Genomic DNA, 18,092 nt, shown 5'->3' on the forward strand with positions numbered 1-18,092 from the left:
CGTAGGTGGAATTATTCCGGCATCCCCACAACCGCAACCACAGCCACAACCGGAGCCTGCCCCGCAGGAAGCCGGACCGGCTGCCCCGAGCGGTGCGGGTGAAGCCAGCGGGGGGCAGGCGGACGGCGGGCAGTCCGGAGGGCAGGCCGCCGACACTGGCAGCGCGCGCCGAGGCGGCCGTCGGGGCGCCGAGATGCGCGCCGCGGGCCGGGCGGCGGAAAAATCGGACCAGCCCGCTGACGAGCCGCGCACGTCGGCGCCGGACGTGCAGGCGCGCGCACGAGCGCAGGCGGCGCTTGATGATGCCCGCGCCATGGCGCTAATCAGCAGCATGGCCACACCGCAGAACAACGAAGGCTATCTCGGAGCGCTCGCTGGAGGGCAGGCGGCAGCCGATGGCGCACCGATGGTTGCGCGCTATGTCGAAAGCCTCGGTGCAATTGCCGTGTCTCCGGGGCCGGAGGTGCAGGCTGCCAACCGCGCGGTCTGACGCCGGACACGAAGCAGGTATGAGACATAAAACGGCCCGCCCACGGGCCGTTTTTCCGATCGCTTGGGCGGCATTGAGGTGCCGCCGCTACCGCGCGGTGCAGAGTGCCCGGGGGCGGGAAGAGCTGCAGTGGCGGCTGAGGCCGCCGCTGCAAAGTGGCTCAGGGCAGCGCGCTGCGCAGCAGGTTCAGAGCATGATCGCACGCGGCACGACGCACCTCGGCGCGGCCCCGGGCGCCGAACTCGATAGTCTCGGTCTGGGTTGCGCCGCCATTTACGGCCAGGCCAAAGCATACCCGCCCTTCGGGTTTGAACTCGGACCCACCCGGACCCGCGATGCCGGTGACGGATACCGCCAATGCGGTGCCAGAGCGGTTCAGGGCGCCCTCGGCCATCTCGCGTGCAACCTCCTCGCTGACGGCTCCATGGGAGTTCAAGGTATCTTCCCGCACCCCGAGCATCTCCATCTTGGCCGCGTTGGAATAGGTGACAAAGCCGCGGTCGACCACGGCTGAGGAGCCCGGAACGTCTGTCAGCGCCGCGGCGATCAGCCCGCCGGTGCAGCTTTCAGCCGTTGCAATGGTGACCCCCGACGCCGTGGCCTGGGTAATCAGGTCTGTCGCCGCTGTCATAGCCCAAGGACCCCGTGTGAAAAGCCTGCAAGCAGCGCGACACCAATGGCGGCCAGGATGCCCGCGATGACATCATCCATCATCACGCCGAACGGCCCCTGCTTGCGGTCGGCCCAGCCCACGGGGCCGGGTTTCCAGATGTCGAACAGGCGAAACAGCACGAAGGCGGCGATCCAGCCGGGCCATAACGCGGTGACTGGCAACCCATGCAGCCAGGCGGGCAAAGACACCGCCCAGATCGCGATACATTGGCCTGCCACTTCATCGACGACGATCTCCGACGGGTCGTGGTCGTCGCTTCCAGCGGTCATCTGCGCCGTGGCCCAAAGCCCCGCCGGGATGCAAAGCAGCGTCGCCAGCGCCAAGAGGGGAAAACCGCCAAGCTGGTGCAGCCCGTAGGCCAGCGGCAGCGCCGCGAGTGAGCCCCAGGTGCCGGGCGCGGGGCGCAAGTAGCCGATGCCGCCAACGGTTCCGATCAGCTGTGCGGCAGTCATGATTTCACCAAGGCCGCGGTGGCGAGAGCTGCGATACCTTCGCCGCGGCCGGTGAAGCCCAACCGTTCCGACGTGGTCGCCTTGATCGACACCCGGCTGGCATCGATCCCGAGGATGTCGGCCATCACCTCCTGCATCCGCGCGGCGTGCGGGCCGACCTTGGGATATTCGCAGACCAGGGTGCAGTCGACGTTGGAGATGGTGAAGCCCATGCCGCGTGCGAGTTCGGCGGCGTGGCGCAAAAAGATGTCGCTGGCGGCACCTTTCCACTGCGGGTCGGTGGGCGGGAAGTGGCGGCCGATGTCGCCCTGGGCCAGGGCGCCATAGATCGCGTCCGTCACAGCATGCATGCCGACATCCGCATCGGAGTGGCCCTGCAAGGTTCTGTCATGCGGGATCTCCACCCCGCAGAGGATGACGCTGTCGCCGGGCCCGAACCGGTGCACGTCGTAGCCATTGCCAAGCCTGATATCCATTTCTGCCCCCAGAATGCGTTCCGCCCGGGCAAAATCCTCGGGGCGGGTGATTTTGATGTTGTCCGGCTCGCCCGGAATGATGCGCACGTCAAGCCCCGCGGCGCGGGCGACTTCGACATCATCGGCGGCGCCGCCGGGATGGGCCCGGTGCGCGGCCAGGATCGCCTCGTAGTGAAATCCTTGCGGTGTCTGCGCCGCATATAGCCCGCTGCGGTCGCGGGTGCCGGTCACGCTGCCCTCGGCGCCGGTCCACAGGGCGTCGCTGACGGCAAGCGCGGGTGCGGCGGCGGGCGTGTTGTCCAGCGCGCCCGTTATGCGGTGAACAAGGTCAGGGCTGACACAGGGGCGGGCGGCGTCATGGATCAGTACCTTGTGCGGCTCCAGCGGTGCCAGCGCCAGCAGCCCGTTCAGCACCGAGGCGGCGCGCTCCGCCCCGCCTTTTGCCAAAGTCAATCCGGGCCGCTCTGCGAATTCTTGCCAGGCTGTGGTATCGTCGGGCGAAAGAACCAGCGCGATATGCTCCACCCCCGCCTTTTCAAAGGCTTGCAGGGTCCAGTCAATGACCCGTCGCCCTTTCAGCGGCCGCCACTGTTTGGGCAGCCCGCCGCCTGCGCGGGTGCCGCGGCCGGCGGCGACGATCAGGGCGGCTGTGGTCATGGGAAACCTCCTGCGGGACAGACGTGCTTTGTTTATGGGGTGGCGCGGGCTTAGGCAATCACCTGGGGTGAAGCGCCCAAAAATTGGGCAAATGGCGCTTTGCCGGGCCTTGAACAGGGCGATTTCATTGCTGCATAGCAGGGGCTTCGGGTAAAAACAGATCAACTGCACAAGGATTAGGCATTTGTCCTTCACCCTCGGAACCACCGACATGACCCCGCCCATCGCGCTTGCACCGATGGCTGGAATCACCGACCGCCCGTTCCGGGATCTGGTCCGCTCCTTCGGGGTGGGGCTGATGGTCAGCGAAATGGTGGCAAGCCAGGAAATGGTTCAGGCCAAGCCGGGCGTGCGCGAGCGGGCGGAGCTGAGCGCGGATGTCGAGAACACTGCCGTGCAGCTGGCGGGACGCGATGAATACTGGATCGCCGAGGCCGCCAAGCAGGTGGCCGGGCAGGGCGCTCGGATCATCGACATCAACATGGGTTGCCCGGCCAAGAAGGTGACCAACGGCTATTCCGGATCAGCCTTGCTGAAGACACCGGATCACGCCCTGCGGCTGATTGAGGCCGTGGTCAACGCAGTGGATGTGCCGGTGACGTTGAAGACACGGCTCGGCTGGGACGATCGTTGTTTGAATGCTCCGGACGTCGCCCGACGTGCCGCCGATGCCGGTGTGAAGATGGTTACGATCCATGGCCGCACCCGCTGTCAGTTCTACAAGGGCTCCGCCGATTGGGCGGCGATCCGCGCCGTGAAGGACGCCGTGCCGGTGCCGCTACTGGCCAATGGGGACATCGTGGATACCGCGACTGCGCGGCAGGCATTGAAACTGTCCGGCGCAGATGGCGTGATGATCGGCCGCGGGGCCGAAGGTCGCCCCTGGCTGCTGGCCCAGGTGGCGCATGAGCTGTGGGGGTCCCCGGCGCCGACCATCCCTGAAGGAGAGTCGTTTGTGCAAATGGTTTCAGATCATTACGAGGCAATGCTCACCTTTTATGGCTGGGATCTGGGGTTGCGCGTCAGCCGCAAGCATCTGGGCTGGTACATGGACTACGCGGGCACCGGACCGGTGATGCGCCGTCGCGTCCTGACCGAGAAATCTCCGGCGGAAGTGCTGGCGCTGCTGCCTGAAGCGCTGATGCCGACCGCGACGGAGGTCGCAGCATGAGCGACAGTTCCGCACTCTGGGCCTCGCTGCCGGTTCCGGCCTTTCTGATCGATGCCTGGGACAAGATTGCCGACGTCAACGCCGCAGCGGAAGGGTTCCTGAACACCTCCCGCCGGGCGCTGCTGGGGCAGCCGGTCTGGGATACCCTGGCCATCGACGCGCCGATCGAAAGCGCCTTTGCCCGTGCCCGGGTTCAGGGCACGCCATTGTTCGTGAATGACATCGACGTCGGGTCCGGCAGTCGCGCGCCGCTGCAGTGCGGGGTGCAGGTGGCGCCTTTGCAGGGGCAGGACGGCACCATGCTGATGATGGTCACGCCGCGCGAACTGGCCGGGCGGTTGACGCAGAACCACTCGTCAAAATCCGCCGCCGCCTCGGCCATCGGCATGGCCGAGATGCTGGCGCATGAGATCAAGAACCCGCTGGCGGGGATTACGGGTGCCGCGCAGCTTCTCAGCATGAACCTGTCGGGCGAGGATCTGGAGCTGACCGATCTGATCGTCAGCGAGAGCCGCCGCATCGTCAAGCTGCTGGAACAGGTGGAGCAGTTCGGCAACCTGTCGGAGCCGGATTTCAAGCCGGTGAACCTGCATGATGTCCTGGACCGTGCGCGGCGCTCGGCGCTGCTGGGATTCGGCGCGCATATGACCATCACCGAAGGCTACGATCCGTCGCTGCCGATGGCCTGGGGGGATGCGGACCAGCTGCTGCAAGTGGTGCTGAACCTTTTGAAGAATGCCTCGGAAGCTGCTGATAAAAAAGGCGGAAACATTCACATCCGCACCTATTACGAGCATTCTTTCCGGCTTCGTCGGAGTGACGGAACAGGCAAGCTGCTGCCGCTGCAGATCGAAATCTGCGACGACGGCCCCGGCCTGCCGGAGAAAATCAAGGACGATATTTTCGACCCCTTCGTGTCGGGGCGCGAAAACGGCACCGGGCTCGGTCTTGCTTTGGTGAGCAAGATCGTCTCGGAGCATAATGGCTGGATCTCGGTAAGCTCGGTTCCCGGGCGCACGGTGTTCCGGCTGTCGCTGTCGCGCGTCCCGCGCGACGTAGAACTGCAGGAGAGCTGATCCATGGATGGCACCGTTCTGGTCGCTGATGACGACCGCACCATTCGCACCGTTTTGACTCAGGCGCTGACCCGCGCCGGCTGCAAGGTGCATGCCACGTCCTCCCTGACCACGCTGATGCGCTGGGTCGGAGAGGGCAAGGGCGACGTGGTGATTTCGGACGTCATGATGCCCGACGGGAACGGTTTGGAGATGCTGCCCAAGATCCAGGCCGACCGGCCCGGCCTGCCGGTCATCGTGATTTCCGCGCAAAATACGATCATGACGGCGATCCGCGCGGAGGAGGCCGAGGCCTATGACTACCTGCCCAAGCCATTTGACCTGCCCGAGCTGATGAAGCGTACCTCCAAGGCGTTGTCGGCCAAGCGGACCGCGTCAGCGCCCGCCCGGGAAGAGACGCAGGAGCGGCCCGAGGAGTTGCCGCTGATCGGCCGCAGCGAGGTGATGCAAACCCTGTACCGGCTGATTGCGCGGGTGATGAACACCGATTTACCACTGCTGGTGACGGGCGAGAGCGGGACAGGCAAGTCGCTGATTGCGCGGGCCATCCATGACTTTTCCGATCGCCGGACCTTGCCTTTCGTCCATGTGGATGGCGCGTCGCTGATCGAGCTGGAAGGCCCGGCGCGGCTGCTGGCCCAGGCCAAGGGCGGCATGTTGGTGATTGATGAACTGGCCGATTTGCCCGAGGAAGCCCAGGCGCGCCTGGTGCGGATGATGGATGCACCGGGCGATCACGCACCACGGTTCCTTGCCTCCAGCCAGCGTGATCTGGCCGCGGCGATGGAGGCAGGTGAGTTGCGGCAGGATCTCTACTATCGCATCTGTGGCACTGCCTTGCATGTGCCGGCGCTGAGAGAGCGGGTGGAGGATATTCCGCTTTTGGCGGAACACTTCCTGACACGGGCCGAGAATGAGGGCGCGCCGCATCGGAGCATGAACGAGGCCGCGCGCGAAGCGCTGCGCCATTTTGGCTGGCCCGGCAACGTGCGGCAGCTGGAGAACACCGTGCGTCGACTGGCGCTGACCGCGCGGGGCGAGGAAATCACCGAGGCCGACGTGAACGCGGTCCTTGGCCCGCACTCCGGGCCGGAGCCGAGCAGCGCCGGTTTTGCCAACGAGAAGCTGTCCGAAGCCGTGGGGCGTCACCTGCAGCGCTATTTCGATCTGCATGGCGACATGCTGCCGCCGCCGGGCCTTTACATGCGGTTGCTGCGCGAGGTGGAAACCCCGCTGATCGAAATCGCCCTGGCTGCGACCGGGGGAAACCAGGCCAAATGTGCCGATCTGCTGGGGATCAACCGGAATACGTTGCGCAAGAAAATCACCGATCTGGATATTGAGGTGACACGCCGCCGCAAACTGATGTAATATCGCCACAGAAATGTGGCCGCGTTGCGATTTTCCTCGGCAGGGCCACGATATATGGCGGTGACTCGTTTTGAGTCACACATCGGGATGAGGGCAGTCAGTGGCGCATAAGTCACATCTGAGGGCGGCATACGGGCCGTTTGCGGCTTTGGACCGCTGGCGTAAAACGCGCCGGGCGCGCAATATCGGCACCATCGGACTGGTGCTGCTGGGGCCGATCCTGGCGCTTGTGACCTTCCTCATCATCGGACCGTTGGGCCAGGGGGCGTCGTCGCGCTCGCTGCGGCTGATTCTCCTGGCGGACCTTGTTTACATCCTGACAATCGCGGCGCTGGTGCTGGCGCAGATCCTGCGGCTGTTTGCGGCGCGGCGCTCGAAATCCGCGGGCTCCCGGCTTCACCTGAGGCTGATCGGCGCGTTTGGATTCCTGGCCCTGATCCCGACCGTGATCGTCGCGGTCTTTGCCGTGCTGACCGTGAACGTCGGGCTCGAGGGCTGGTTCTCGCAGCGGGTGCGTCAGGTCATCGGCAGTTCGCTGGCTGCGGCGGAAGCTTATCAGACCCAGCAGAAAAACGATCTGAGCGAGGACGCACGGGCGCTGGCGCGTTACCTCGACAACAGCCGGGCGCGCAGTTTCTTCATCAACGATGCGGAGCTGCGGCAGGTGCTGGCACAGGGGCAGTTGCAGATCCAGCGTGGGTTGCGTGAAGCCTATATCGTCGACAGCGCCGGTTTGATCCGCGCCCGCGGCGAACGCTCGTATGAGTTCGACTTTGAAAAGCCGAACAGCCGACAGATCGAGGTCGCGCGCGAAGAAGGGCTGTTGCTGATCGAGGATTGGGCCAACAGCGAGTTTCGGGCGCTGGTCCGGCTGAACGCCTTTGTTGATCGGTTCCTTTACATCAGCCGGGATGTGGACGGCGAGCTTCTGAACCTGCTCGACGATACCCAGGAAACCGCGCATCTGTATCAGCAGCTCGAAAGCGAGCGGGGGCGGGTGCTGTTTGAATTTGCCCTGCTCTACATCGGCTTTGCGGTGATCCTGATCCTTGCGGCGATGTGGCTGGGCATGTGGTTTGCGGAACGGCTTTCGCGGCCGGTCGGGCGGCTGACGGTGGCGGCGCAGCGCGTGGGTGCGGGTAATCTTGACGTCAAGGTGCCGGTCGATGATGGCGGCGACGAGATCGCGCAATTGGGCCAGTATTTCAACCAGATGACCCGCGAGCTGAAAGCCCAGCATGAGCGGCTTTTGGACAACACCCGGCAGATCGAGCGTCGGCGTCGATTGTTCGATTCGGTGCTGTCCTCGGTGACATCCGGGGTGGTCGGGCTCGACGCCGAAGGCCGTGTGACCTTTGTGAACCGCTCGGCCGAACGGTTGCTGGACTGGCGCGAGGATCAGCAGTCACTTGCTCTGGCCGTGGCGGTGCCGGAGTTTGGTCCCTTGTTCGATGAACTGGCCGAAAGCGGCGCCGACGTGGCTCAGGAGGAGATCAAGGTCACGCGTCAGGGGCGGTTGGAAAACCTGCTTGTCCGCATGTCGCCGCGCCGCTCGGAGGAGGGTGGCCTTGAAGGATACGTTGTGGCCTTTGACGATGTCACCGATCTGGTCAGCGCCCAGCGAATGGCGGCCTGGGGCGATGTCGCCCGACGGATCGCACATGAAATCAAGAACCCGCTGACCCCCATCCAGCTGAGCGCCGAACGGATCAAGCGCAAGTTCGCGCCCAAGCTCGGAGAGGAAAACAGCGACCAGTTGCAAGCGATGACCGATGTGATCGTGCGCCAGACGAATGATCTGCGCCGCATTGTTGATGAGTTTTCGAAGTTCGCTCGCATGCCGGAACCGGAGCGGCGCGAAGAGGATCTGGCCCGGTTGGTGCGCGACGCGGTTGTGCTGCAACAGCAGGGCCAGCCGGGTGTTCAGATCAAGGCCGATCTGCCTGAGGAGCCGATGCGCTCTGATCTGGATGCCACCATGATCGGTCAGGCGCTGACCAATCTGATCAAGAACGCAGGTGAAGCCATCGAAAGCCTGCAAAACAAGAACCCGCCGCAGGATCTGGCACCGGAAATCCGTGTGTCCGCCCGCAAGGAGGGCAATGCCTATGAAGTCCGCATCGCCGACAACGGTATCGGCCTGCCGGAGGATCGGGCACGGTTGTTCGAACCCTATGTGACCACCCGCGATGCGGGCACCGGGTTGGGGCTTCCGATCGTCAAGAAGATCATCGAGGAGCACGGGGGCACGCTGACGCTGGAAGACGCCCCGGTGTTTGAAGGACAGGCGCATTTCGGGGCCATGGCGGTGATCCGTCTACCCGCCGCGGCCATGACGGCAGCGCCGAACAAGAATACAGTGAAAGCAGGTCTGACATGAGTGACATTCTGATTGTAGATGACGAGCGCGATATTCGTGAGCTGATCTCGGACATTCTGGAGGACGAAGGCTTTGCCACCCGCAAGGCCGGGTCGTCAGAGGAATGTATGGCGCGTCTGGAGGAGGCTCAGCCTGCGCTGATGATCCTGGATATCTGGCTCAAGGACAGCCAGATGGACGGCATCGACATTCTGAAGACGGTCAAGCGCGACAACCCGGAAATTCCGGTGGTCATCATCTCGGGGCATGGCAACGTGGAAATCGCGGTCGCCGCGATCAAGCAGGGAGCCTATGACTTTATCGAAAAGCCCTTCAACATCGACCAGTTGATGGTGGTGATCCGCCGCGCCATGGAAACGTCGCGGTTGCGCCGGGAAAATACCGACCTCAAACGGCGCGACAGCGGCCCCGCCGAGATGATCGGCACCTCCGCCGCTTTCCGGACCCTGTTGGGCCAGTTGGAAAAAGTGACAAAATCCAACGGCCGGGTGATGTTGACCGGGCCTGCCGGCAGCGGCAAGGAGATCGCGGCCCGCTACATTCACGCCAACTCGAGCCGCGCGTCGGCGCCGTTCGTGACAGTGAATTGCGCCAGCATCGAGCCCGATCGGATGGAGGAGGTTCTGTTTGGCCGCGAGTCCACCGAGCGCGGCGTGGAACCGGGGCTGCTGGAGCAGGCGCATGGCGGTGTCGTGTTCTTTGACGAGGTCGCGGACATGCCCCTGGGCACCCAGTCGAAGATCCTGCGCGTGCTGGTGGATCAGCAGTTCCAGCGGGTCGGTGGCAACGACAAGGTGCGGGTGGACCTGCGGGTGATCTCCGCGACCAACAAGAACCTGGAGGCCGAAATCGCCGCCGGCACCTTCCGCCAGGAGCTCTATCATCGCCTCAACGTGGTGCCGGTCGAGGTGCCGTCCCTTGCGGATCGGCGCGAGGACATCCCGCTGCTGGCCAATCATTTCATTGCGCATTTCAATGAAACCCAGGGTCTGCCGCTTCGCGAGCTGACCGAGGAGGCTGTTGCGTTGATGCAGACAATGCTCTGGCCCGGCAATGTGCGCCAGTTGAAGAACCTGGTGGAGCGGGTGCTGATCCTTGGCGATGGCAGCGGCCCGATCGAGGCAAAGGACCTGCCGCGCGAGGAAGAAAAGCCGCAGGAGGATGGTCGCGTGGTGCTCTCCGGTGCCTTGGCCACCCTGCCGCTGCGCGAGGCGCGTGAAGCCTTCGAACGCGAATACCTGTTGACCCAGATCAACCGCTTTGGCGGCAATATCAGCCGTACCGCGTCCTTCGTGGGCATGGAGCGTTCGGCGCTGCACCGCAAGCTGAAATCGCTGGGGGTGGTGACCTCGAACAAGGCCGGGGCGCGCGTGGCCCATGTCGAGGCCGAAGAAGAGCAGGTCTGAACCAGCCTGCTAGGCGCCCGCACCGGCTGCGGGCGCTGCGCTCACCAAGTGGCGGACGAGCTGTTGCACGGAGACGTCAGGCCGCCATGCGCCGCGCAGGTGGTTTCGACGCAAGCCGGGCTGTGGCACTGCAGCCCGCGGGGCTGCAGCACATGGGGCTGGTCAGCCTTTGGTCCGGATACTGACCGTGCCATCGCGATTGCGGATGGCGCAGGATGTCTCGTCCAGAGGGCCAAGCAATGTCTGGCCAACGGTTTCGCCTGCCGTGCTTGCCCCTGTACAGCGCTTCAATTCGATCTGCTGATAGCCTTTGTCGGCCATGCAGGCTTTGGCCAGTCGCTGGCGGAGCTGCCGGTTGGTGTCGACGGTGTAAGTGCCGCCATCAGCCCAGTAGCCGGGCCGATAGTAACATTGTCCGCCGCTGCAATAGCGGTGACCGGGGTAGAAGACCGCCGGGCGCTGGCGGATCTCGGTCGCCACCGGGGCGTCCTTCAGGGCGCGCGTCTCGCAGCTCAGGGTGTCGGCTTCCAGGCGCGAAACCTCGGCGCCGGGTTTGTAATAGGCGGGCAGAGGGCCGCAAGCGCTGACCATCAGCAACCCGGCGGCGCCCAGGGAGCGGAAAAATGCATCGATCATATGGGGAAGATGGGGGCAAGCAGAGGATTTTACAATTAATTTGACCGTGAATGCGGCTTCTGTCATGCACAGTGCGCGAAACTCTGCGCCTCACTTCGCCAAGGAACACGTCTATGAAGGTCATTATCTGTGGTGCGGGCCAGGTTGGCTGGCAGATCGCCCGGCATCTGTCCGGCGAACACAATGATGTCACGGTTGTCGATAACAATCCGGATCTGGTGCGTCGCGCCACTGACACGCTGGACGTGCAAGGTATCCACGGATTCGCGTCCTACCCGGATGTGTTGCAGCGCGCGGGCGCACGGGATGCGGATATGATCATCGCCGCGACCCATTCGGACGAGGTCAACATGGTGACCTGCCAGGTGGCGCATTCGGTGTTCAAGATCCAGCGCAAGATCGCCCGGCTGCGGGCAAAGAGCTACCTGACCGCGATCTATTCCGATCTCTACCAGCGGGAGCACTTGCCGATCGACGTGGTCATCAGTCCTGAGCGTGAAGTCGCTGCGGCGGCGATGCAGCGGCTGTCGGCGCCTGCGGCGTTTGACACCGAAACGTTCATGGACGGCAAGGCACAGCTTCTGGGCATCCAGATCGATGAGGGCTGCCCGGTGGTCAACACGCCCCTGCGACAGTTGACCGACCTGTTTTCCACCCTGCGCGCGATTGTTGTCGGCGTGCGTCGGGACGGGACCCTGTTTGCGCCGGAGCCGGGTGACCAGCTGTTCGTCGGCGACAGCTGCTATGTCTTTTGCCACGTCGATGACGTGTCGCGCACCATCGAGGTCTTCGGCAAGCACGAAAAGCGCCAGGACCGCGTGGTGGTCGTCGGGGGCGGCAATGTCGGGCTTGAGGTGGCAAAGGCACTGGAGGCCAGCACGACCCGCATTCGCGCCAAGATGATCGAGCGGGACCGCCGCTCCGCCGAACGCGCGGCCGAACAGTTGGAGCGCACGATCGTGTTGAATGGCGACGGGCTGGACCGGGCGCTGATGATCGAGGCGGGCATCGACAAGGCTGACGCCATGCTGGCCGTGACCGATGACGACAAGACCAACATGCTGGCAGCGGTGCGGGCCAAGGCCGAGGGCTGCCCCTTGGCGATTGCTCTGATCAACGATCCCACGCTGGTGCCGCTTCTGCCGCATCTTGGGATCGACGCCTATATCAACCCGCGCTCCACCACCGTCAGCTCGATCCTGCGCCACATCCGCTATGGCCGGGTGCGGCAGGTGTATTCGCTGGGTGACGCCGAGGCCGAGATGATCGAGGCCGAAGTGCTCTCGACTTCGCCCATCGCCGGTCAGATGATCCGCGAGACGGATTTCCCCGAAGGCGTTCTGGTCGGCGGCGTGCTGAAGGATGGCGAGATGCTGCGCCCCTCCGGCGAGATGCGGATCGAGGAGGGGGATGTGATCGCCCTCTTTGCAATGGCGGATGACGTGCCGGAGGTCGAGCGCCTGTTGCAGGTCTCGATCGACTATTTCTAGAATGCGACAATCGGTCAAAGCCCCGGTCGGGGTGCTGCGGCTGCCGCTGTTCTTGCTGATCTCGGGTATTGCCTCGCTGGCGATGTGGCTGCCGGCCATCCACGCGCTGGTGCTGGACGACCACCACACGTCGCGCAGCTTCTTCTACTCTGGCATCCTGGGGCTGACGCTGGTGGTGATGATCGCGCTGGCGCTGGGCAACAAGGTGCCGCGCTACAGTATGACGGGTCAGTTGCTGTCGCTGCTGGCGACCTTCACGGTGCTGCCACTGTTCCTTGCGGTGCCGGTGCAGGACGCCTTGGTCAGCACCCGTTATCTCAATGCCTATTTCGACATGGTCAGTGCGATCACCACCACCGGCGCAGACATCTGGGCCGATCCGGCGCGTCTGCCGCCCAGCGTGCATCTGTGGCGCGCGATGGTTGGCTGGCTCGGTGGTCTCTTGATGTGGATTGCCGCATCGGCGGTTCTGGCGCCAATGTCGCTGGGTGGGTTCGAGGTCACGGCAAGAGGCCAGCCGGGCGGTGGCACTGCCGCGCCTGCACATATGGAGCGGGCGGATCCGCGCCGCCAGTTGGTGCTGGTGACCCGGACCCTGTCGCCCATTTACATCGGCCTGACGCTGGTGCTGTGGGTTCTATTGATGATCACCGGGGAACAGGCGCTGATCGGGCTGAGCCATGCCATGTCGGTGATGGCGACCTCCGGCATCTCTGCCGTCGGTGGTGTGGAACGTGCAGCCAGCGGCCTGGCGGGCGAGATGGTGATGTTCCTGTTCATGTTCTTCGCCCTGTCGCGGTTGACGTTTTCCAGCGACACGGTGACGGCCGGGCAGGGGCGCCTCGACCGCGACCCCGAGTTCCGGACCGGGCTGATGATCGTTTTCGGGGTGCCTTTGCTTCTGTTCCTGCGTCACTGGGTTGCCGCCTATGAGGTCGACGCGGGCGAGGATGTGGCGCAGGCCCTGCGAGCCCTTTGGGGGAGCATCTTCACCGTGCTGTCGTTCCTGTCCACCACAGGGTTTGAGAGCGCCCATTGGCAAGCGGCACGGGATTGGTCGGGGCTGGAAACGCCGGGGATGATCCTGCTGGGATTGGCGGTGTTCGGCGGCGGCGTCGCGACGACCGCGGGCGGGGTCAAGCTGCTTCGGGTCTATGCGTTGTATCTGAATGGCCTGCGCGAGATGGAACGTCTAGTGCACCCCCACTCGGTCAGTGGCGAGGGGGACCGGACGCGCAGGCTGCAGAAGAACGGTGCCTTTGTGGCGTGGCTGTTTTTCATGTTGTTTGCCCTGTCGCTGGCGGTGATCAGTACGGCGCTGGCGGCGGTGGGGTCCGATTTCGAGCAGTCACTGGTGCTGGCCATTGCGGCGCTGTCCACCACCGGGCCGCTGACGGAAGCCGCCGCAAGCGAGCCGATCGTGTTGGCGCTTCTGACCACGCCGGCCAAGTTGATCCTGTGTTTCGCCATGGTACTGGGGCGGCTGGAAACCCTGGCCTTCATCGCGTTGCTGTCACCGAATCTGTGGCGCAGCTGAGCGCGGGTGAGGCCGGAAAGTGTTTTTGTGGTGGAAACTTGCCAATTCTGGGTCCATAATCGACTGCAACATGCGTGCTGGTCCGCAGCACGCTGCAAGAACAAAGGCGAGATAATAAAAAATGGCTTCGGACAGACAGAATCTTCAGGATGCCTTCCTGAATCACGTTCGCAAAACCAAGGTTCCGGTCACAATTTTTCTGATCAACGGGGTCAAGCTGCAGGGTGTTATCACCTGGTTCGACAATTTCTGCGTGCTGCTGCGCCGCGACGGACAGTCGCAGCTTGTCTATAAACACGCGATTTCGACCATCATGCCGGCCCAGCCGATCAGTCTCTATGAGGGTGAAGACTCCAATTGATGGAGCATGACAGGAAGCGTACCCGGGCCTGGGTGCTGCATCCGGAAATCAAGTCAGACAGCGGGCGCCGCGATGCCGGTCCCGCACTGGAAGAAGCCGTTGCTCTGGCAGCGGCCTTGCCCGACCTTGACGTGGTCGGGTCAAACGTCGTGCGCCTGCCCAAGGCGCACGCGGGCATGCTATTCGGCTCCGGCAAGATCGAAGAACTGGCCGGTGTCTTCAAACAGCACGAGGTCGAACTGGTTCTGATCGACGGGCCGGTCACCCCCGTTCAGCAGCGCAATCTCGAGAAGGCGTGGAAGGTCAAGATCCTCGACCGGACCGGGTTAATTCTGGAGATTTTCTCGGATCGTGCGGCCACGCGCGAGGGCGTTCTGCAGGTCGAGATGGCGGCGCTGAGCTATCAGCGCACCCGCCTGGTGCGGGCGTGGACCCACCTTGAGCGTCAGCGCGGCGGTCTTGGATTTGTCGGCGGACCCGGCGAAACCCAGATCGAGGCTGACCGGCGGGCCATTGACGACCAGCTGGTGCGGTTGCGTCGGCAGCTCGACAAGGTGGTGAAGACCCGAACGCTGCACCGCGCCTCGCGGGCCAAGGTGCCGTATCCGATCGTCGCGCTGGTAGGATATACCAACGCCGGGAAATCGACGCTGTTCAACCGGCTGACCGGCGCCGAGGTAATGGCCAAGGACATGCTGTTCGCCACGCTGGACCCGACCATGCGACGGGTGCAGATCCCGGATGGGCCGGAAGTGATCCTGTCCGACACGGTGGGCTTCATCTCGGATCTGCCGACCGAGCTGGTCGCCGCCTTCCGCGCCACGCTGGAGGAGGTTTTGGCCGCCGATGTGGTGCTGCATGTGCGCGACATCAGCCATGCCGAGAGCGAGCATCAGGCCGAAGATGTCGAGGCGATTCTCGCGTCGCTCGGGATGGAGGACAACCGCGCCCGTATCGAGGTCTGGAACAAGCTGGATCAGCTGCCTGAAGACGAGGCGGAGGCCCGCCGTCAGCGCGCCGCGCGCGAGGAGGGGATCCACGCGATTTCGGCGCTGACCGGTGAGGGTTTGGACGACCTTCTGCGCGACATCGCCGAGAAGCTACAGGGGGTGCGCCACGAGGAGGTTCTCAACCTCAGCTTTGCCGAGGGCAAGCAGCGTGCCTGGCTATTCAAGGAGGATCTGGTCCAGAAAGAGGAGCAGACCGACAGCGGGTTCGAGGTCACCGTTCTGTGGACCGACCGGCAGAAGGCGCGGTATCGAAAACTGTGACCCTGACGGTAATCTGGCCATGAAAACGGGCGCCACGGCGCCCGTTTTTTTATTCTCAGTCTCGGGGCGTGATCCGCGTGACCCCTACGGCGGCGGCGCGGGCCAGCTCCTCATCCAGGGACATCGGGATGTATTCGCCGCGGCGCCACAGCTGCGCCATGTCGTCGTAATAGCGCGACAGCGGATGGCCGGACTGCCCGGTCGAGGTGATGAACACCGAGCTATCGGGATCGGCGAAGTCATAAACGCCGCGGTAGCCGGCAGCATGGACGTTGTGGAACGGATCCGGGTCGCGCCCCGAGGTCTTGCCCCGTTGCAGGGTGTTGTCGCTGCCGCTGGTGGACTGGCGGATGTTCACGAAATAGCGCAATACCGGCACCTCGCCCAGCACCGGGTGGTCTTGGGTGGCCTGGTGCGCATCGCCCCAGCGCAGCGATTCCAGCGCGCTGCCATAGCGCTCCGAGATCCAGACCAATGCGTCGTCGAGCGCCAGCCGGGCCATGTCCTCGCAGGTCTCCCTGGGCGCGCTCTGGCGGACGTCGCACCATGCAGAGGCCCCATCGACGTTGCGAAACACCCGTTCGATGAACAGAGGCTCGACATGTCCAAAACTCTTGGCCAGCGGCCCAAGGTCATCGGTGATCAGCCGGGCCTGAAGGGCGCGCAGCCAGGCCGCGTAGATCAGCGGCTCCGGCAGGTGCTCGTTCATCTCCCCGTTCCACTCCGACAGCAGTGACAAGGCGATCTGGCGCTGCCGCTCCGGTGTGCCAGCGGGCGCGGCCTCACCGGTGAACCACAGGTTGGCACCGATCAGCGGCAGCAGGCTGCGGGCGGTATAGGACACCGTGTCGAGCTGCGCCTCGATGAAGCTGTCACGGGTGTGCACCTCGCGGGTCTGCATCAGCTTGTGCCACCGGTGGATGCGCTGGGTGTCCCCCCAATCATAGGACATGTGATTGGGGAAGGGGCGTTCGAGGATCTTGTTGTTGGTGTTCCCAAGGATCCCGCCCTGCGGAGAGACGAACTGGGGATTGTCCTCGTAGGGCGCGCGCCCCTTCCAACGGTTCTCTGGGCGCCAGCCCTGGCTTGGCATGCGGCCCCGGCTTTGGTGGGCGGCGTCGCGTTGCGGGAAGGCGCCCACGGTCTTGAGCGCGATGGTCTCGCGATCCACCAGCGTCAGGTTTTGCGACGGGGCGATGAAATCCTTGCCCGCATCGATGGCTTCGGCGACCGTGCCGCTGCGCATCAGCGCCAGGGCCGCGGTCATCGACGTGTCGCGCGGGCTGAGCGCGGTCCAGGCAAGCGAAACGACATGGCCGGGCGGGGTGATGTCTGCGAGGTTGAACATAGACCCCGGCAGCACGGGGCCATTGTCTGTCCAGCGCAGGGTCAGGGTGACCGGCGGCTGGTCCTTGATCTGGATGATCGACGGTCGGGTGACGAATTTCTTGTAGCCGTCGACGCTCAGATATTCTTGCGGGTTGTCCGGGTTCAGCCGTTCGATGAACAGATCCTGATCATCGAGGTAGGAGGAGGTCACCCCCCAGCCGAGGCTGTCAGAGCGACCGGTCAGAACCGCCGGGATGCCGGGGATGGTGCCGCCGATCACCGCGCCTGTGCCCAGTTCGAGCCGGGCGAGATACCACACGCCGGGCGCCGACAGGCCCAGGTGGGGGTCATTGGCAAGAAGCGTGCCGCCCGCGGCCGACCGGCTGGGGGCTGCGGCCCAGGCATTTGACGCCCCGGCAAGGCCGCGTGGCGCGACAGGGAACAGCAGGCTGTCCTCGGTCGTGTCGGTGCGTGCTGCGCGTCGGCTGGACGCCTGATGCAGGCCTGCGCCGGGGACCAGTTCGGCGTATTCCGGCAGGGCGGTCAGGCCGCTGCCCGGCGCATCGGGCAGGATGTCGCGCAACCGATCGCCGTCCTGCAACGCCAGAGAGGTGCGGGCGCGCAGGATTTCCTCCTTCATGTGGCCGGAGAGCTGCAGCGCCATCAACTTCATGATCGCGATGCTGTCCGCGGGTTGCCACGGGGCCATCGGCATATTGAACAGGAACATTTCCGGCGCGCCCCGGCCAAGCGCCTTTTCATTGATCTCCTGCAGGCGGGCGTTGACGCCGGCCGCATAGGCGGTGAGTGCCGCCATCGCCTCGGGGGACTGGACGGAGACCGATTGCTGCGCCAGCCGGTACAGGTCCAGGCGGCGCAGGTAGGTATCGGTCTCCACCGTGCGGCTCCCAAAGACCTCGGACAGGCGGCCCTGGGCAGTCCGGCGCAGCACCGCCATCTGCCACAGCCGGTCCTGTGCGTGCGCATAGCCGAGGCCATAGTACACGCTGTCATCACTGGCGCCGAAGCTGCCGAAGATATGCGGAACGTTGGCGTTGTCGCGGACGATTTCGACCGGGGCGGACAGGCCGGGCAGGGCGATATCCTTGTCATAGTCCGGAAGCGATTGCGAGGCGAGGTAGTAGACCAGGGCAACTGCCAGAACGCAAAGCAGGATGAGGCCTGAGGTCAGGCGCAGAAGCCAGCGAAAGAGATGTCGCATCAGCAGAGTTTTTCCGGTTCAATTTGTTGTTTCCGGCCTCCAGCGGATTGCACGCGGAGGGCCGGGTGGTAGTGTCGTCGCCAACATATGCGAA

15 protein-coding genes are annotated in these 18,092 nt (G+C 64.3%); 10 read left to right on the plus strand and 5 right to left on the minus strand.

The window, feature by feature from the left end; genetic code table 11:
* The first annotated feature begins 193 nt into the window (after positions 1 to 193).
* Positions 194 to 490, plus strand: a complete 297-nt coding sequence (locus ACZ52D_RS14835; protein ID WP_464441773.1) for a hypothetical protein — start codon at positions 194 to 196, stop codon at positions 488 to 490.
* Positions 491 to 650: 160 nt separating this feature from the next.
* Here ACZ52D_RS14835 and ACZ52D_RS14840 read toward each other — a convergent pair whose 3' ends face one another.
* The 3 genes from ACZ52D_RS14840 to ACZ52D_RS14850 are packed head-to-tail and all read right to left on the minus strand — an operon-like array spanning position 651 to position 2,748.
* On the minus strand, positions 651 to 1,121 hold the full coding sequence (locus ACZ52D_RS14840) for a CinA family protein (protein ID WP_464441774.1): 471 nt from the start codon (positions 1,119 to 1,121) through the stop codon (positions 651 to 653).
* Positions 1,118 to 1,615 carry a phosphatidylglycerophosphatase A family protein gene (locus tag ACZ52D_RS14845; RefSeq protein WP_369929092.1) on the minus strand — a complete coding sequence of 166 codons (498 nt, stop codon included), beginning with the start codon at positions 1,613 to 1,615 and terminating at the stop codon, positions 1,118 to 1,120. Before ACZ52D_RS14845 ends, ACZ52D_RS14840 begins: the two co-directional genes overlap by 4 nt.
* Positions 1,612 to 2,748, minus strand: a complete 1,137-nt coding sequence (locus tag ACZ52D_RS14850) for a bifunctional 2-C-methyl-D-erythritol 4-phosphate cytidylyltransferase/2-C-methyl-D-erythritol 2,4-cyclodiphosphate synthase (RefSeq protein WP_464441775.1) — start codon at positions 2,746 to 2,748, stop codon at positions 1,612 to 1,614. Before ACZ52D_RS14850 ends, ACZ52D_RS14845 begins: the two co-directional genes overlap by 4 nt.
* 184 nt (positions 2,749 to 2,932) lie before the next feature.
* Here ACZ52D_RS14850 and dusB point away from each other — a divergent pair, with 184 nt between their 5' ends.
* The 5 genes from dusB (at position 2,933) to ntrX (ending at position 10,152) form a co-directional block, all read left to right on the plus strand.
* A complete protein-coding gene (dusB, locus tag ACZ52D_RS14855) occupies positions 2,933 to 3,919 on the plus strand; it encodes a tRNA dihydrouridine synthase DusB (RefSeq protein WP_464441776.1) in 987 nt (328 codons plus the stop codon).
* Positions 3,916 to 4,995, plus strand: coding sequence for a two-component system sensor histidine kinase NtrB (locus ACZ52D_RS14860; RefSeq protein WP_222453271.1), 1,080 nt, complete (start codon positions 3,916 to 3,918; stop codon positions 4,993 to 4,995). Before dusB ends, ACZ52D_RS14860 begins: the two co-directional genes overlap by 4 nt.
* A gap of 3 nt (positions 4,996 to 4,998) precedes the next feature.
* Positions 4,999 to 6,366, plus strand: a complete 1,368-nt coding sequence (locus ACZ52D_RS14865; RefSeq protein ID WP_222453270.1) for a response regulator — start codon at positions 4,999 to 5,001, stop codon at positions 6,364 to 6,366.
* A gap of 100 nt (positions 6,367 to 6,466) precedes the next feature.
* Positions 6,467 to 8,746 carry a sensor histidine kinase NtrY-like gene (locus ACZ52D_RS14870; protein WP_222453269.1) on the plus strand — a complete coding sequence of 760 codons (2,280 nt, stop codon included), beginning with the start codon at positions 6,467 to 6,469 and terminating at the stop codon, positions 8,744 to 8,746.
* Entirely contained in the window at positions 8,743 to 10,152 is a 1,410-nt protein-coding gene (gene ntrX, locus ACZ52D_RS14875; RefSeq protein ID WP_222453268.1) for a nitrogen assimilation response regulator NtrX, read from the plus strand. Before ACZ52D_RS14870 ends, ntrX begins: the two co-directional genes overlap by 4 nt.
* A gap of 162 nt (positions 10,153 to 10,314) precedes the next feature.
* On the opposite strand, the gene ACZ52D_RS14880 is transcribed toward ntrX, so the two are convergent.
* On the minus strand, positions 10,315 to 10,788 hold the full coding sequence (locus tag ACZ52D_RS14880; RefSeq protein ID WP_222453267.1) for a hypothetical protein: 474 nt from the start codon (positions 10,786 to 10,788) through the stop codon (positions 10,315 to 10,317).
* A gap of 113 nt (positions 10,789 to 10,901) precedes the next feature.
* On the opposite strand from ACZ52D_RS14880, the gene trkA reads away from it, so the two are divergent.
* The 4 genes from trkA to hflX all read left to right on the plus strand — a co-directional run bounded on the left by trkA (position 10,902) and on the right by hflX (position 15,447).
* A complete protein-coding gene (gene trkA / locus ACZ52D_RS14885) occupies positions 10,902 to 12,278 on the plus strand; it encodes a Trk system potassium transporter TrkA (RefSeq protein WP_222453266.1) in 1,377 nt (458 codons plus the stop codon).
* Between the two features lies 1 nt (position 12,279).
* Entirely contained in the window at positions 12,280 to 13,815 is a 1,536-nt protein-coding gene (locus ACZ52D_RS14890; RefSeq protein ID WP_464441777.1) for a TrkH family potassium uptake protein, read from the plus strand.
* A 121-nt stretch (positions 13,816 to 13,936) separates the two neighbouring features.
* Positions 13,937 to 14,176 carry an RNA chaperone Hfq gene (gene hfq, locus ACZ52D_RS14895; RefSeq protein ID WP_005611588.1) on the plus strand — a complete coding sequence of 80 codons (240 nt, stop codon included), beginning with the start codon at positions 13,937 to 13,939 and terminating at the stop codon, positions 14,174 to 14,176.
* Positions 14,176 to 15,447, plus strand: coding sequence for a GTPase HflX (gene hflX, locus ACZ52D_RS14900; protein WP_464441778.1), 1,272 nt, complete (start codon positions 14,176 to 14,178; stop codon positions 15,445 to 15,447). Before hfq ends, hflX begins: the two co-directional genes overlap by 1 nt.
* A 55-nt stretch (positions 15,448 to 15,502) precedes the next feature.
* Here the strand turns inward: hflX and ACZ52D_RS14905 are convergent, their stop codons facing one another.
* Positions 15,503 to 17,998: a penicillin acylase family protein gene (locus ACZ52D_RS14905; protein ID WP_464441779.1), complete on the minus strand. Its 2,496-nt coding sequence runs from the start codon at positions 17,996 to 17,998 to the stop codon at positions 15,503 to 15,505.
* Positions 17,999 to 18,092 lie beyond the last annotated feature (94 nt).

It is taken from the genome of Leisingera sp. S2M4 (assembly GCF_055398055.1).

Bases quoted from the DNA above. Each gene is read 5' to 3' on its own strand.
- hflX (WP_464441778.1), top strand. From the start codon at position 14,176: ATGGAGCATGACAGGAAGCGTACCCGGGCCTGGGTGCTGCATCCGGAA.
- ACZ52D_RS14890 (WP_464441777.1), top strand. From the start codon at position 12,280: ATGCGACAATCGGTCAAAGCCCCGGTCGGGGTGCTGCGGCTGCCGCTG.
- ACZ52D_RS14850 (WP_464441775.1), bottom strand. From the start codon at position 2,748: ATGACCACAGCCGCCCTGATCGTCGCCGCCGGCCGCGGCACCCGCGCA.
- ACZ52D_RS14835 (WP_464441773.1), top strand. From the start codon at position 194: ATGCGCGCCGCGGGCCGGGCGGCGGAAAAATCGGACCAGCCCGCTGAC.
- ACZ52D_RS14905 (WP_464441779.1), bottom strand. From the start codon at position 17,998: ATGCGACATCTCTTTCGCTGGCTTCTGCGCCTGACCTCAGGCCTCATC.
- trkA (WP_222453266.1), top strand. From the start codon at position 10,902: ATGAAGGTCATTATCTGTGGTGCGGGCCAGGTTGGCTGGCAGATCGCC.
- ACZ52D_RS14845 (WP_369929092.1), bottom strand. From the start codon at position 1,615: ATGACTGCCGCACAGCTGATCGGAACCGTTGGCGGCATCGGCTACTTG.
- ACZ52D_RS14840 (WP_464441774.1), bottom strand. From the start codon at position 1,121: ATGACAGCGGCGACAGACCTGATTACCCAGGCCACGGCGTCGGGGGTC.
- ACZ52D_RS14880 (WP_222453267.1), bottom strand. From the start codon at position 10,788: ATGATCGATGCATTTTTCCGCTCCCTGGGCGCCGCCGGGTTGCTGATG.
- ntrX (WP_222453268.1), top strand. From the start codon at position 8,743: ATGAGTGACATTCTGATTGTAGATGACGAGCGCGATATTCGTGAGCTG.
- ACZ52D_RS14860 (WP_222453271.1), top strand. From the start codon at position 3,916: ATGAGCGACAGTTCCGCACTCTGGGCCTCGCTGCCGGTTCCGGCCTTT.
- hfq (WP_005611588.1), top strand. From the start codon at position 13,937: ATGGCTTCGGACAGACAGAATCTTCAGGATGCCTTCCTGAATCACGTT.
- ACZ52D_RS14865 (WP_222453270.1), top strand. From the start codon at position 4,999: ATGGATGGCACCGTTCTGGTCGCTGATGACGACCGCACCATTCGCACC.